The sequence below is a fragment of the Streptomyces sp. NPDC046900 genome, assembly GCF_040644975.1.
In the GTDB taxonomy this organism is placed as follows: domain Bacteria; phylum Actinomycetota; class Actinomycetes; order Streptomycetales; family Streptomycetaceae; genus Streptomyces.
Window position 1 is genome coordinate 55,626 of record NZ_JBEYXD010000024.1, and the last position, 13,514, is coordinate 69,139.

Here is a 13,514-nt window from a genome sequence, read left to right on the forward strand (position 1 = left end):
TCGGGGCGAGGGCGTCGGCCACGGCGGGATGTGCCGCCGGCTCCCGTCCGACCGCGTCGAGCCCGCCGGGAGCCGGCCTCGCGGCGGCCCCGGGACTGCACCCGCATTCGGTGGGCGCCCTGTGCGCAGGCGGTGGGACACCGTACGGCCGGGGGTGAGGCCCGACGCACCGCGGGCGGTGACCCCGGGATCTCCGGAGTCACCGCCCGCAGGCTGCGCAAGGCGTCAGGCGCCGGCGCGCTCCCTGCGGCGCAGGGTGATGTACGTGCCCGTCGCACCGGCCGCGACGATCGCGGCCGCCGCGATGCCCACCGGCAGGGCCGGGAACGAGGACGCGTCCGTGGTCGCCGCCGCGTTCTCCATGGCGGGACCCGGGGTGATGCTGGTGGCGACCGGGGCCACGTGGTGGATCCGGCCGACCGACTTGACCGAGCCGTCCGCGTTCAGCAGCACCTGCTTGTTGTTGGGGTGCCGGAAGTCGAACATGCCCGAGAGCGAACCGGCCGTGGCGTCGAAGGAGTGGTCGCCGATACGGCCCGTGCGCCAGTTGTCCTCGATGAAGCGGGTGATCGAGGCCTGGTCGGTCAGCGTGTGGTCGACCTTGTTGACCTTGCTGTACGGGGAGACGACCAGCAGCGGCTGACGGGTGCCGGGGCCGCAGCGGTCCGCGTAGCCGCCCGACGCCGCCGGGCCGGCCTGGCAGGCCGGGCTGTCGGCGGCCTTGCCGTTGGAACCGACCGTGGTGTCCTTGGAACCGTTGCGCGGCTTGGCGTAGGCGTGGTCGTACCAGCCGTCGGAGTCGTCGTAGGCGATGACGACGGCCGTCGAGCTCCACTGCGGCGAGTTCTGGAGCGCGTTGATCTGGTCGACCAGGAAGTGCTGCTCGTCGATCGGGTCCGAGTAGGCGGCGTGGCCGTCCTGGTACTCGGCGGCCTTGACGAAGCTGACCGCAGGGAGCTTGCCCGCCTTGAGGGCAGCGTCGAAGTCGGTCAGGTCGTAGTTGTGGTTCGCCTGGCCGTTGTGACCGATCTCGTCGACGTTCTTCGGCGGCAGGTGGTGCGGGTTGGACGTCGACTTGTAGTACTCGAACGGCGAGTGGTGCGGGCTGTAGTCCACGACCGCGGCGCCGCCGGTGTTGGTGTGCGTGGCGTCGCACTTGGCGTAGTCGCCCTGCTTGCCGTCCCACGCGGTGGACGGGCGGAAGCCGCCCTGGAACCAACCCCAGCTGACCTTCTTGGAGTTGAGGACGTCACCGATGTTGCGGCCCTGCATCGCGGCGAGCGCGTTCTTGCTGGTGTGGTCCTTGTCGGAGCAGTCGTCGTACGCCGGGTCGGGGTCGTTGGTGACCGTACCGACACCCTTGGCGTCGGGCGACTGGACGGTGTACGAGTCCGGCGTCGTCGTCTGCTTGGGGTTCTCGGTGCCGGTCGCGGGGTCCACGGAGACGACGCCGTGCGTCTGACCGGAGACCAGGTTGAGCGCGCCGGGCGTGGACGGGCCGTAGACGGAGCTGTAGGAACGGTCGCTCATGGAGTACTGCTGGGCGTAGTTCCACAGCGCGGTGACGGTGTTGCCGTCGTAGTAGTCCATGACCAGGCCGGGCTCGCCGAACAGGTTGCCGGAGCACTTGCCCGAGTCCGTGTTCTGGACGAACTGGTCGTTCTTTCCGCCGTTGTACGCGTACTGCTCGGGGCCGTAGGCGTGGTTCTGGTCGCAGGTCAGTGCCTGGGACGGGGTGAGCCGCTTGGGCGCGTACTGGTTGGGGTTCTTCGTCAGCAGCCCGGCGGTACGCAGGTTGTCGACGTCCTTCGGGGTCTTCTTGGACGCCGTGAACTTCGTGCCATCGGTGTTCGCGGCCTGCGGGTAGGTCGCGAAGTAGTGGTCGAAGGAGACGTTCTCGTCGAAGAGGACGACCACGTGCTTGATGGGCGTGGCGGTCGAGGAGTGGGGCCACCCGTTCGGAGCGGCGGCCCAGGCCGGCGCGTTCGCGCCGAGGGCCGTGAGCGCGGCCGCACCCAGGAGTGCTCCCAGACTCCTCATCGTTGCTCGTCTTCCCTTGCTCGCCATGATGCTTCACCTTCCGGACACGAACGTCGTTGCGCCGTACGGTCAGGGATGTTTCGCCGGGCGGGCGGCACTTCGCTGGAGCGGTGATGGCGTGCACATGAACAGCGGGTCAGGGAAGCCAGAAGAAGTCTTGACCGTGTATTGACCAACAACTCGGTAAGTTGTCTAGACAGGTTCAGCCGAGGAGCGTGCGTCCGAACCAGTCCGCGCCGTCCCGCACTCCCGGCAGCGCGAAGAAGTAGCCGCCGCCGAACGGCTTGATGTAGTCGGTGAGCGGCTCGCCCGCGAGGCGGTGCTGCACGGTCTCGAACTGGCGGGCAAGGTCCTGCTGGTAGCAGCAGAACAGCAGTCCCATGTCGAGGTTCCCGTTGCTGTCCAGGCCCGCGTCGTAGTTGTACGCGCGGCGCAGGATCCGCTGGCCGGCCGTGGCCGCCGTGCGCGGATTGGCCAGGCGTATGTGGCTGTCCAGCGGGATGACGTCGCCCTTGGGGTCGCTGGGGTAGTCGGGGGTGTCGTGCTCGGCGTTCCCGTCCAGGGGGGCACCGGTACCCCTGGCCCTGCCGAACATCCGCTCCTGCTCGCTGAGGGAGACCCGGTCCCAGAACTCCACGAACATCCGGATCAGGCGTACGACCTGGTAGCTGCCGCCCACCGCCCAGTCCGGCTCGCCCATGCCCCTGCCCACCCACACCAGGCGGTTCATCTCGCGGGCGTCGGTGGGGTCGGGGTTGGCCGTGCCGTCCTTGAAGCCCATCAGATTGCGCGGGGTGCCGACGGGACGGGGCGGGCTGCTGAACCCGTCGAGGCGCCAGCGGACCTGCATGGCGCCGCGGGTGTGCCGGGCGATGTCACGCAGCGCGTGCAGCGCCGTGTCCGAGTCGTCGGCATGCAGTTGGAGGCTGAGGTCTCCGTGGCACCACTCGGCGCGCAGGTCGTCGTCGGGGAAGGCGGGCATGGCCGTCAGCCTGCGCGGGCGGCGGGCGGCCAGGCCGAACCGGTGGTCGAAGAGCGAGGCGCCCACGCCGACGGTCACCGCGAGCGCGTCGGCGGGTGGTTCCTCGCCCAGGATGCCGGAATCGGTGGGCGGACCGGTGATCCCGACGGCCGGCGGCGTTCCGCCCGAAGTCAGGAAGCGGGCGCGGGCGGTGAGGGTGCGCAGCAGATCGCTGAGCTCCTCGCGGTTCCCCGCGGTCACGTCGAGAGCGGCGAATGCGGTGACCCGGCGCGGGGCCGCGAGCACCGAGGCCTGACGGGTGCCGTGGAAGGGGGCGATCGGCGGCGGGCCCATGGGGTCGGCGCCGGCCGCCGGAGCGGCGGCGCCACCGGCGGCGAGCCCGGCACCGGCCAGGGCCGCTCCGCGCAGGAAGCCGCGGCGGCCGACTCCGCTCGCCTCGGAGGAGGTGCTCATACCGTCCTCCGCGGATCGCAGATGGTCGCCACCGAGGCCAGCCGTTCGACCAGGTCGCCGAGGACCGCGTCGACCTGCTCGCGCCCGGTACGGTCCAGGCGGTTCAGCGGTGTCCAGGTGCCGCCGTGGTGGAAGCCGTCCAGGGTGCGCTGAGCCCGGTCGAGTTCCCGGTCGAGGGCGGGCAGGTCCGGGTACCGGGTGGTGAGCAGGGGGCGCAGCCGGGACAGGACGGCGCGGGTCCCGTCGATGCCCGCACGGGCCGTGGCGAGATTGCTGCCGCTGCCGTAGTCGGTCCGCCCGGTCAGCTCGAACTGCACCGTGTTCTCCAGGATCTCGTGCGCCCGCAGGCCCAGTTGCGCCGGGTCCATACGGGCCTGTGCCCAGCCGGTGCGCAGGGCGCCGACGTCCTTGACGAGGGTGGCCGCGGGGCCGCGCAGGGCGTCCGCGCTCTGGCCGTGCCACAGCCCGTACTCGAGGCGGTGGAAGCCGGTGAAGGACGGGTCGTGGACGCCGCCGGGCAGCCCCGCGTCGGTTCCGTTGATCCGCCCGTCCGCGTCGCCGAAGGCGTCGTACGCCGCGCCGAGCCGCTCATAGGCGAGATGGGCCGGGAGCCAGGCCGTACGGGCCCCGGCGAGGTCCCCCCGGTCGATCGCACTCCTCAGCCGCCCGGTCAGCCCGGCCAATTCGTCCAGGCCTCCGGCGACCCACTTCTGGTAATCGATCGCGAGGGGGATCAGATCGTGCTCGGTGACCGGGGCCGCCGCGGGCCCGGCCGTCCCGCCGGTGATGCGGACGGTGGGTCCGGTGACCGCGCCGGCGTCGTCCGGCAGACAGGTGAACGCGTACGAACCCGTGCCGAGACGGACGGTCAGCGACCGGGTGGTCCCGGGTGCGAGACCCTCGATCTCCCCGTACAGGGCCCGGCTGCGCGGGTCCTCCAGATAGACCTCCGCCGGGCCGTCCGAGGTGTTGTGCAGGTCGAAGACCTGCAGACCGGACACCGGCTCGTTCCATCCGCGACCGCAGCCGCTCGGGGACACCTCGACCGTGGTGCGCGGCAGTCCGTCTGCCGCCGCCCGCGCCCGATGGGTCCCGCCGAGCGTGGTGACCAGCAGCGCCGCCACCAGGGCCAGGATGAGCAGGATCCCGCCCGCGGCCCAGATGCGGCCCCGTCGAGAGGTGAGGCCGGACACCGGCATTCCTCCGCGCCTCCCCGGACGACGTACGAACGTACTGACGCGCCCTGAACCGGGCGCGAGCACCTCATGCTAGGCAGCGGCGCGGGCCCGGACAGCCCCGCACGGGGGATGATCACCAAGATTTCCCTCACGGTTAACCGAGTGCTTGCCGCGCAAACGGACCGCGAGCGGCCGACCGGCCCGCCGTGCCCGCGGCCGACGGCCCTCCTCCCGGTGGACGCCTTCACCATGCCGTGCACGGGGGCGCTCCGTAGGCTGGGTGGTCTCGGTGCACGTCAGGAGGTCCGCGATGCCCCGGAGCATCTGGTCGGGAGCGATCAGCTTCGGTCTGGTCACGATCCCGATCGACGTGGTCCCGGCCACCGAGGACCACAGCGTCCGGTTCCACCAGTACCACCTGAGCGACATGGGCCGCGTTCGCGTCCGGAAATACTGCGAGGTCGAGGATCGGGAGGTCTCGCAGGAGGAGATCGGCAAGGGCTACGAGATCTCCAGGGACCAGGTCGTCCCGGTGCTCGACGAGGAGCTGCGGGCGCTGCCTCTGCCGACTGCGAGGGCCATCGAGATCGAGGGGTTCGTGCCGGCCGAGTCGATCGATCCGCTCCGCATCGGCGAGGGCTACTACCTCCAGGCCTCCGGCACGGTCGCCGAGAAGCCGTACGCCCTGCTGCACAAGGCGCTTGCGAGGACGTCGAAGGTCGCGGTGGCCAAGTTCGCCTGGCACGGCAGGGAGCGGCTCGGTCTGCTGCGGGTGCGGGACGAGGCGCTCGTACTGCACGCGATGCGCTGGCCGGACGAGGTCCGCGACCCCTCCGAGCTGGTGCCGCCGGACGTGCGGCTGTCCGAGGACGAGATCACCGAGGCCGAGCACCTGATCGAGCGCATGACCCGCGACGACCTCGAAGGTCCCGACTTCGCCGATCGCTACACCGAGGCGCTCGAGCAGGTGATCGAAGCCAAGCGGGAGGGTCAGGCACCGCCCGAGGCACCCGATCCGGAGGCCGAGCCCGGCAAGGTGCTGGACCTGATGTCCGCGCTCCAGGCGTCAGTTGCGCAGGCCAGGGCGTCCCGCGGCGAGGACACGCGGGCCGAGGTGCACGAACTCCCGAAGAAGAAGGCCGCCGCCAGGGCCGCGGCGAAGAAGGCGCCCTCCGAGAAGGCCGCCGGCCGGAAGACCGCGAAGGAGACGGCGAAGAAGACCGCCCGCCGGCCGCGCAGCGCCTGACCGGGCCCGGCCGGGTGGTCCGCCGGCCGGACCGGGCGGGAACCAGCTGGTTCCCGCCCGTCGCGCGACCGGTCTCGTGGGTCACCGGGCCGGTCTGCTCGCCGGTCCCCGCCCCGTGTCAAGCACGCCGACGCCCCGCAGTGCCGCGCCGTGCGACGCGTCCCTGAGGTATGAGCCGGCCTGTGCGATCACGGCCTGGCCGATCCGGGGACCTGAGGCGACACGGTCGGCGAACCCGACGGCCCGTGGCCCGACAGGACCAGTTCCTTCGCCCTGCGGAACTCCTCGTCCGTGATGTCGCCGCGGCCCCGCATCTCCGAGAGCTTGACCAGTTCCTCCGTACTGCTCGGGCTGCCCCGCCCGCTCGCCGTCTCCCGGATGTAGGAGTTCAGGGCCTCCTGCTGGGCACGCCTCTGTGCCAGTTCGCGGCGGCCCATGTCCTTGCCGCGGGCGACGACGTAGGCGAGGACGCCGAGGAACGGCAGCACGATCACGAAGGCCAGCCAGCCGGTCTTGGCCCAGCCGCCCAGGGAGTCGTCGCGGAAGATGTCGACGACCACCCGGATGAGCAGCACGAACCACATGACCAGCAGGAAGAACCACAGCATCGTCCAGAAGGCGCTCAGCAGCGGGTAGTCGTAGGCAAGGTAGGTCCGCTCGGCCATTTCGCTCCTCCGTTCCGGGCTTCCGCCCGACGGCTGCCGAATCCACCCTGCGCGCGGCACGCGGCTGCGGCCTCACCCGGCGGGGGTGAGCCTGGTGTTCCTGGCCGGTCCTCCGAGCGGCCCGCGAGGCGGGCGTTCACCGTTCGCGCGTCGGGCCACTGGACAGACCGGCTTTCTGCCGGTACCAGGACGAGGACGCGACGGCTTCGCCGAGGGCCAGACCCGCGATGGCCACCAGAAACAGGGAGATCAGCCGGCCTTGGATTCCCGGGCCACGGCTCAGCACGTCGCGGACGGCGCTCAACCGGATCGGCCGGTGACGCCCACTTTGCGGAGTGCGTCCTGCCAGGCAAGAGCGACGATCAGCTCCGCCAGTCCGAGCAGCACCAGCCACAGGCCCAGCAGCCGGGTCAGGACGACCGCCGACGGGGCCGGCAGGGCCAGCACCACGAGCCCGGCGACCATACCGAGGGCGCCCGCGCCGAGGACGAAGGCCCGGTGCGGCAGGTCGCGGTCGGCGAAGGCCGTATAGGCAGTGAGCATGCCGGATACGAGCCACACGGCCCCGACGACGAGCGAGAGCGCGGCGATGGTCTGCAGCGGGTGCCTCAGGCACAGCACCCCGGCCAGGACGAGCAGCAGCGCCACGAGCAGGCGCGGCAGCCGCTCGTCGTGCTCCGCCCGGGAGAAGGCCCCGACGAACCGGAACGCCCCGGTGACCAGCAGGTACAGCCCGATGAGGACCGCCAGGACGTGCAGGGTCTCGTGCGGCCAGACCAGCACCAGGATGCCCGGTATCAGGGTCGCGAGCGCCGATCCGAGGATCAACGTCCACGAGGAGGCCAGCCTGGCCGACAGTCCCGCGGAGTCGTCCCCGGTGACGGAGTCGCCGGAAAGGTGCTCGTGCGCACTTCGCGCCGCTGGACCCCGCGATACGGTCATGGCTCCTCCTCGCGCGATCGGTGCAGGTCACCGGAGAGCGCCGACAGCACGGCGGCCGGGACCCGTACAGATCAGAGTCCCGCTCGGAGTCGGGTGCCGGGTCACCCCTGACGGGTGAGGTCGTGGGCCGCCGCCGGTCCGGTCCCGGCCCCTCCTTGAGGACCAACTTGAACACGACGATCAGCAGATCGAGCACCAGATTGACCGCGGCGCTGACGACCACGAGGGGCCACGAGTCGCCCGCACGGCGTGCCGCGGCCGCCGACCACCCCACCTGTCCGGCCACGGCGACGGCGAGTGCGAGCCAGAAACCGCCCTGCGCGTCCAGACCCAGCAGCGGGCCGACGGCCACGGCGACGGCCGGCGGGACGGCGGCCTTGACGATCGGCCACTCGTCACGGCAGACGTGCAGCACCACGCGGCGGTTCAGGGCCCGCTGCGCCAGACGGGCACCGAACAACTGGGCGTGCACATGGGCGATCCAGAACACCACGCCGGTGCACACCGGCAGCACCACCACTTCGACGCGGGGAAACGAGCCGGCCGCGCCGACACCCACCACCACGGAGGCGGCGCGCAGGAATCCGTAGACACCGCCGGTGCAGTCCGTCCAGGCCCGGCGCTCGGCGATGCACGCCTTCGCCCCGCCGTCGTGCGCGTCGGACATCGCAGCCTCCCGGTGGGATCGGAGTGCCGAGCCGACGGAGTGAGCCTTCCTGGCCGGGTCGTTCCCTCTGCCGGGGGCCGGCTGAAAGTCCGTTGGCAGGACGGCAGCGCAGCCCACGATCCCGGCCAGCCACGGGCCGGCTGTTCACCTCACCGGACCAAGAGGCGCGCCGGCCGCTTCCGAACGGCGACCGCGTCCGCACCCCTCGGTCTTACGGAGCGGTGACGTGGTGGGCGGCACGGGGGTTCTGGCACCGCGACGGACCTAGCGTGGGCGTATGCGTGTACTGGTCACCGGCGGTGCCGGTTTCATCGGGTCCCATGTCGTCGAGGCGCTCCGGGCGGGCGGCCACGAGCCGGTGGTGTTCGACGTGCGGGAGGGCGCAGGAGCCGACGTGCGGAACGGGGACGCGGTCGCGCGTGCCCTGCCCGGCGTCGACGCCGTCTGTCATCAGGCGGCCCTGGTCGGTCTCGGCAACGGAATCGCCGACGCGGCCGACTACGTCTCCAGCAACGACCTGGGCACGGCGGTGCTGCTGACGGCGATGGCGGACGCGGGCGTACGGCGTCTCGTGCTGGCCGGGTCGATGGTCGTCTACGGCGAGGGGCGCTACGAGTGTCCGCGGCACGCGGCGGTACGGCCGGGCCCGCGGGCCGTCGCCGACCTCGCGGCCGGGCGCTTCGAGCTCCTGTGCCCGGCGTGCGGACAGGAGTTGTCCCCCGGGCTGGTCGGCGAGGACACCCCGGCCGACCCGCGAAACGTGTACGCGACCACCAAGCTCGCCCAGGAGCATCTGGCGGCCGCCTGGGCCCGGTCCACGGGCGGCTCCGCCGTGTCGCTGCGCTACCACAACGTGTACGGCCCCCGGATGCCCCGCGACACCCCCTACGCGGGCGTCGCCTCCTTCTTCCGCTCCGCGCTGGCCCGCGGGGAGGCGCCACGCGTCTTCGAGGACGGCCGCCAGCGGCGCGACTTCGTGCATGTACGGGACGTGGCGGCGGCCAACGTGGCGGCGCTGGAGGCGGACGCGCCCGGGGGTGTGCTCACGGCGTACAACACCGGCAGCGGCGAGCCGCACACCGTCGGGGAGATGGCGCGGGCCCTGTCCGCCGCCCACGGAGGTCCGGAGCCGGTGGTCACCGGCGAATACCGGCTGGGCGACGTACGCCACATCACCGCTGACTCCTCGCGCTTGCGCGCCGAGCTGGGCTGGAAGCCGTCGGTCGGGTTTGACGAGGGCATGCGCGAGTTCGCGCGGGCGGGACTTCGCGGGTAGGCGCCTTGGACCGGTGGCGGGCGGAACTCGTCGTCCCTCGGCCGCGGGCAGCGTCACCTCGACGCGGCAGCCTCAGGGGGATGGTGCGGACGGCGGCGCGCCCAGCTCCTTGCGCCGCGAGGCCTGTTGCTCGCCGAGACCGGCTCCCTGGACATCGACGAACGCCCCCGGAAGCGCGCGGGCACCTGGCCACTGATCAGCTGGGGACACCATCTGAAGATCGAAAAAGCGGGCGGCTACCATATGAGCACCGCCTAGCTCGAAAGATAAACCTGTGACTGTCAATGACGACTCGTTCACCAATTGGAAGATCCGCGAGGAGATCGCGGAGTCGATGATCCCGATCATCGGGAAGCTGCACCGCGAGCGGGACGTCACCGTCCTGCTGCACAGCCGCTCCTTGGTGAACAAGTCGGTGGTCAGCATCCTCAAGACCCACCGATTCGCCCGGCAGATCGCCGGTGAGGAGCTCTCGGTCACCGAGACGCTGCCGTTCCTGCAAGCTCTGAGCACGCTCGACCTCGGCCCTTCGCAGATCGACATCGGCATGCTCGCCGCCACCCACAAGGCCGACGACCGCGGTCTGTCCGTCGCGGAGTTCACCGCCAGGGCCGTCGCGGGCGCCAGCGGTGCCAACAAGCTCGAGGGCGGCGACGGACGCGATGTCGTCCTGTACGGCTTCGGCCGCATCGGCCGCCTCGTCGCGCGTCTGCTGATCGAGAAGGCCGGTTCCGGCAACGGTCTGCGGCTGCGCGCCATCGTCGTGCGCGGCGGCGGCGACCGGGCCGGCGAGGACCTCGTCAAGCGGGCCTCGCTGCTGCGCCGCGACTCGATCCACGGCCAGTTCCAGGGCACGATCACCGTGGACGAGGCGAACAGCACGATCATCGCCAACGGCAACGCGATCAGGGTGATCCACGCCGCCGACCCGGCCGAGGTCGACTACACGGCGTACGGCATCAAGGACGCCATCCTCATCGACAACACCGGCAAGTGGCGCGACCGCGAGGGCCTGTCGCAGCATCTGCGTCCCGGTATCGACAAGGTCGTGCTGACCGCGCCCGGCAAGGGCGACGTGCCCAACATCGTGCACGGCGTCAACCACGACATGGTCAAGCCGGACGAGCGGATCCTGTCCTGCGCGTCCTGCACCACCAACGCGATCGTCCCGCCGCTGAAGGCGATGGACGACGAGTACGGCGTGCTGCGCGGGCACGTGGAGACCGTCCACTCGTTCACCAACGACCAGAACCTGCTGGACAACTACCACAAGTCGGAACGCCGCGGCCGCTCCGCGCCGCTCAACATGGTCATCACCGAGACCGGCGCCGCCTCCGCCGTCGCCAAGGCGCTGCCCGACCTCAAGGCGAAGATCACCGGCAGCTCGATCCGCGTCCCCGTGCCGGACGTCTCGATCGCCATCCTCAACCTGCAGCTGGCGCGCGAGACGACCCGCCAGGAGGTCCTCGACCACCTCCGTGAGGTATCGCTGACCTCGCCGCTGCGCCGCCAGATCGACTTCATCAGCGCTCCCGACGCGGTCTCCAGCGACTTCATCGGCTCCCGCCACGCCTCGATCGTGGACGCGGGTGCTCTCAAGGTGGAGGGCGACAACGCGATCCTCTACCTCTGGTACGACAACGAGTTCGGCTACTCCTGCCAGGTCATCCGCGTCGTCCAGCACGTCTCCGGGGTCGAGTACCCGACGTACCCGGCGCCGGCGGTCTGACAAGGACGAAGGCCCCACCCGGGCGGGTGGGGCCTTCGTCAGGACCGGGAACGTCCGGGCCGGCCGGCACAGGCCCGGCCCGGACGTCATGGCCGGTACGGTCAGACGAGGTCGAACCGGTCGAGGTTCATGACCTTGACCCACGCGGCGACGAAGTCGGCCACGAACTTCTCCTTCGCGTCGTCGCTCGCGTAGACCTCCGCGAGCGCGCGCAGCTCGGAGTTCGAGCCGAAGACGAGGTCGGCACGGGTGCCGGTCCACTTGACCTCGCCCGTGGCGGCGTCGCGGCCCTCGAAGGTGTTCCCGTCGCCGTTCGCCGACGACCAGGTCGTACCCAGGTCGAGCAGGTTGACGAAGAAGTCGTTCGTCAGGGCCCCGGGCGTCTCGGTGAGGACGCCGTGCTGCGACTGCTGGTGGTTCGCGCCCAGGACACGCAGGCCGCCGACGAGGACGGTCATCTCGGGGGCGCTCAGGGTCAGCAGGTTCGCCCGGTCGAGCAGCAGGTACTCGGCCGGCAGCCGGTTGCCCTTGCCGAGGTAGTTGCGGAACCCGTCCACGGTCGGCTCGAGGGCGGCGAAGGACTCCACGTCGGTGTGCTCGTCGGTCGCGTCGACACGGCCCGGGGCGAACGGCACCTCGATCTCGTGCCCGGCGTCCTTGGCGGCCTTCTCGATCGCCGCGCCACCGCCGAGGACGATCAGGTCGGCCAGGGAGACCTTCTTGGCACCGGACTCGAACTCCCGCTGGATGCCCTCCAGGGTGCGCAGCACCTGCGCCAGACCGTCGGGGTCGTTGACCTCCCAGCCGCGCTGCGGCTCCAGACGGATGCGCGCACCGTTGGCGCCGCCCCGCTTGTCGCTGCCACGGAAGGTGGAGGCCGACGCCCAGGCGGTGGACACCAGCTGCGCGACGGTCAGCCCCGAGTCGAGGAGCTTGGCCTTGAGCGCCGCGATGTCCGCGGCGTCCAGGGCCTCACCCTCGGCCTCCGGCAGCGGGTCCTGCCACAGCAGGGTCTCCGCCGGGACCTCCGGACCCAGGTACAGCGACTTCGGGCCCATGTCGCGGTGGGTCAGCTTGTACCAGGCGCGGGCGAAGGCGTCCGCGAACTCCTGGGGGTTCTCGTGGAAGCGGCGGGAGATCGGCTCGTAGATCGGGTCGAAGCGCAGCGCCAGGTCCGTGGTGAGCATCGACGGCGCGATCTTCTTGGCGGCGTCGTGGGCGTGCGGCACCGTGCCCTCGCCCGCGCCGTCCTTCGGCTTCCACTGCTTGGCGCCGGCCGGGCTCTCGGTGAGCTCCCACTCGTAGCCGAAGAGGTTGTCGAAGAAGCCGTTGCTCCACTGGGTGGGCGTGGTGGTCCAGGTGACCTCCAGACCGGAGGTGATGGCGTCGGCGCCCTTTCCGGTGCCGTACGTGCTCCGCCAGCCCAGGCCCTGCTCCTCGATGGAGGCGGCCTCCGGGTCGGGGCCGACGTTGTCCGCCGGGCCCGCGCCGTGGGTCTTGCCGAAGGTGTGACCACCCGCGATCAGGGCGACCGTCTCCTCGTCGTTCATCGCCATCCGGCGGAACGTCTCACGGATGTCGCGGGCCGCGGCGATGGGGTCCGGGGTGCCGTTGGGGCCCTCCGGGTTGACGTAGATGAGGCCCATCTGGACGGCGCCGAGGGGGTTCTCCAGCTCACGGTCGCCGGTGTAGCGCTCGTCGCCGAGCCAGGTGGTCTCGGGACCCCAGTAGACGTCCTCCTCCGACTCCCAGACGTCCGCACGGCCGCCGGCGAAACCGAAGGTCTCGAAGCCCATCGACTCCAGCGCGACGTTGCCGGTGAGGATCATGAGGTCGGCCCAGGACAGGCTCTTGCCGTACTTCTTCTTGACCGGCCACAGCAGACGGCGGGCCTTGTCCAGGTTCCCGTTGTCCGGCCAGCTGTTGAGGGGGGCGAAGCGCTGCTGACCGGCACCGGCGCCGCCGCGGCCGTCGCTGATGCGGTAGGTGCCCGCGCTGTGCCAGGCCATCCGGATCATGAACGGGCCGTAGTTGCCGAAGTCGGCGGGCCACCAGTCCTGCGAGGTCGTCAGCACCTCCGCGATGTCCCGCTTCACAGCCGGGAGGTCCAGGGCCTGGAAGGCCTCGGCGTAGTCGAACTCCTCCCCGAGCGGGTTGGCCACGGCCGGGTTCTTGGCGAGGATCTTCAGGTTGAGCCGCTCCGGCCACCACTGGCGGTTTCCACCGCCCTGGGTCGGGTGCAGGGCGCGCCCGTGCGCGACCGGGCAGCCACCTCCGTCCTCCGTCTTCGCGTCGGTGACGATGGCGTCGTGGTTCTCAGACATGGAAATCCTTCC

Annotated in this window: 10 protein-coding genes and 1 pseudogene; 3 read left to right on the plus strand and 8 right to left on the minus strand. The window is 71.1% G+C overall.

The window, feature by feature from the left end; translation table 11 throughout:
* Nucleotides 1-225: 225 nt before the first annotated feature.
* The 3 genes from ABZ904_RS23495 to ABZ904_RS23505 all read right to left on the minus strand — a co-directional run bounded on the left by ABZ904_RS23495 (nucleotide 226) and on the right by ABZ904_RS23505 (nucleotide 4,674).
* Entirely contained in the window at nucleotides 226-2,067 is a 1,842-nt protein-coding gene (locus ABZ904_RS23495) for an alkaline phosphatase family protein (RefSeq protein ID WP_360993876.1), read from the minus strand.
* A gap of 175 nt (nucleotides 2,068-2,242) precedes the next feature.
* A complete protein-coding gene (gene efeB, locus ABZ904_RS23500) occupies nucleotides 2,243-3,475 on the minus strand; it encodes an iron uptake transporter deferrochelatase/peroxidase subunit (RefSeq protein ID WP_359396448.1) in 1,233 nt (410 codons plus the stop codon).
* Nucleotides 3,472-4,674: an EfeM/EfeO family lipoprotein gene (locus ABZ904_RS23505; RefSeq protein ID WP_359396451.1), complete on the minus strand. Its 1,203-nt coding sequence runs from the start codon at nucleotides 4,672-4,674 to the stop codon at nucleotides 3,472-3,474. The genes efeB and ABZ904_RS23505 overlap by 4 nt, the downstream gene beginning before the upstream one ends.
* Before the next feature lie 289 nt (nucleotides 4,675-4,963).
* Here ABZ904_RS23505 and ABZ904_RS23510 point away from each other — a divergent pair, with 289 nt between their 5' ends.
* Nucleotides 4,964-5,899: a Ku protein gene (locus ABZ904_RS23510; protein WP_361825359.1), complete on the plus strand. Its 936-nt coding sequence runs from the start codon at nucleotides 4,964-4,966 to the stop codon at nucleotides 5,897-5,899.
* A gap of 188 nt (nucleotides 5,900-6,087) precedes the next feature.
* Here the strand turns inward: ABZ904_RS23510 and ABZ904_RS23515 are convergent, their stop codons facing one another.
* The 4 genes and pseudogenes from ABZ904_RS23515 to ABZ904_RS23530 all read right to left on the minus strand — a co-directional run.
* Nucleotides 6,088-6,564 (minus strand): SHOCT domain-containing protein, encoded by a 477-nt coding sequence (locus ABZ904_RS23515; protein WP_359396455.1) that lies wholly within the window; start codon nucleotides 6,562-6,564, stop codon nucleotides 6,088-6,090.
* 136 nt (nucleotides 6,565-6,700) lie between these two features.
* Complete coding sequence (locus ABZ904_RS23520; protein ID WP_361825376.1) at nucleotides 6,701-6,850, minus strand: hypothetical protein; 150 nt, start codon at nucleotides 6,848-6,850, stop codon at nucleotides 6,701-6,703.
* 14 nt (nucleotides 6,851-6,864) lie between these two features.
* Nucleotides 6,865-7,506 carry a DUF308 domain-containing protein gene (locus ABZ904_RS23525; protein WP_360993888.1) on the minus strand — a complete coding sequence of 214 codons (642 nt, stop codon included), beginning with the start codon at nucleotides 7,504-7,506 and terminating at the stop codon, nucleotides 6,865-6,867.
* A 154-nt stretch (nucleotides 7,507-7,660) separates the two neighbouring features.
* Nucleotides 7,661-8,173 (minus strand): annotated as a pseudogene (locus ABZ904_RS23530) (hypothetical protein); the annotation flags it as partial.
* Between the two features lie 277 nt (nucleotides 8,174-8,450).
* Between ABZ904_RS23530 and ABZ904_RS23535 the strand changes: the two are divergent.
* Complete coding sequence (locus tag ABZ904_RS23535) at nucleotides 8,451-9,449, plus strand: NAD-dependent epimerase/dehydratase family protein (RefSeq protein WP_359396461.1); 999 nt, start codon at nucleotides 8,451-8,453, stop codon at nucleotides 9,447-9,449.
* Between the two features lie 274 nt (nucleotides 9,450-9,723).
* Nucleotides 9,724-11,178 carry a glyceraldehyde-3-phosphate dehydrogenase gene (locus ABZ904_RS23540; protein ID WP_359396463.1) on the plus strand — a complete coding sequence of 485 codons (1,455 nt, stop codon included), beginning with the start codon at nucleotides 9,724-9,726 and terminating at the stop codon, nucleotides 11,176-11,178.
* 101 nt (nucleotides 11,179-11,279) lie between these two features.
* On the opposite strand, the gene katG is transcribed toward ABZ904_RS23540, so the two are convergent.
* Nucleotides 11,280-13,502 carry a catalase/peroxidase HPI gene (gene katG, locus ABZ904_RS23545; protein ID WP_359396465.1) on the minus strand — a complete coding sequence of 741 codons (2,223 nt, stop codon included), beginning with the start codon at nucleotides 13,500-13,502 and terminating at the stop codon, nucleotides 11,280-11,282.
* Nucleotides 13,503-13,514 lie beyond the last annotated feature (12 nt).

What these genes read in the sequence shown, in the direction of transcription:
- ABZ904_RS23505 (WP_359396451.1), bottom strand. Translation starts at nt 4,674, where the DNA reads ATGCCGGTGTCCGGCCTCACCTCTCGACGGGGCCGCATCTGGGCCGCG.
- ABZ904_RS23495 (WP_360993876.1), bottom strand. Translation starts at nt 2,067, where the DNA reads ATGGCGAGCAAGGGAAGACGAGCAACGATGAGGAGTCTGGGAGCACTC.
- efeB (WP_359396448.1), bottom strand. Translation starts at nt 3,475, where the DNA reads ATGAGCACCTCCTCCGAGGCGAGCGGAGTCGGCCGCCGCGGCTTCCTG.
- ABZ904_RS23515 (WP_359396455.1), bottom strand. Translation starts at nt 6,564, where the DNA reads ATGGCCGAGCGGACCTACCTTGCCTACGACTACCCGCTGCTGAGCGCC.
- katG (WP_359396465.1), bottom strand. Translation starts at nt 13,502, where the DNA reads ATGTCTGAGAACCACGACGCCATCGTCACCGACGCGAAGACGGAGGAC.
- ABZ904_RS23510 (WP_361825359.1), top strand. Translation starts at nt 4,964, where the DNA reads ATGCCCCGGAGCATCTGGTCGGGAGCGATCAGCTTCGGTCTGGTCACG.
- ABZ904_RS23525 (WP_360993888.1), bottom strand. Translation starts at nt 7,506, where the DNA reads ATGACCGTATCGCGGGGTCCAGCGGCGCGAAGTGCGCACGAGCACCTT.
- ABZ904_RS23535 (WP_359396461.1), top strand. Translation starts at nt 8,451, where the DNA reads ATGCGTGTACTGGTCACCGGCGGTGCCGGTTTCATCGGGTCCCATGTC.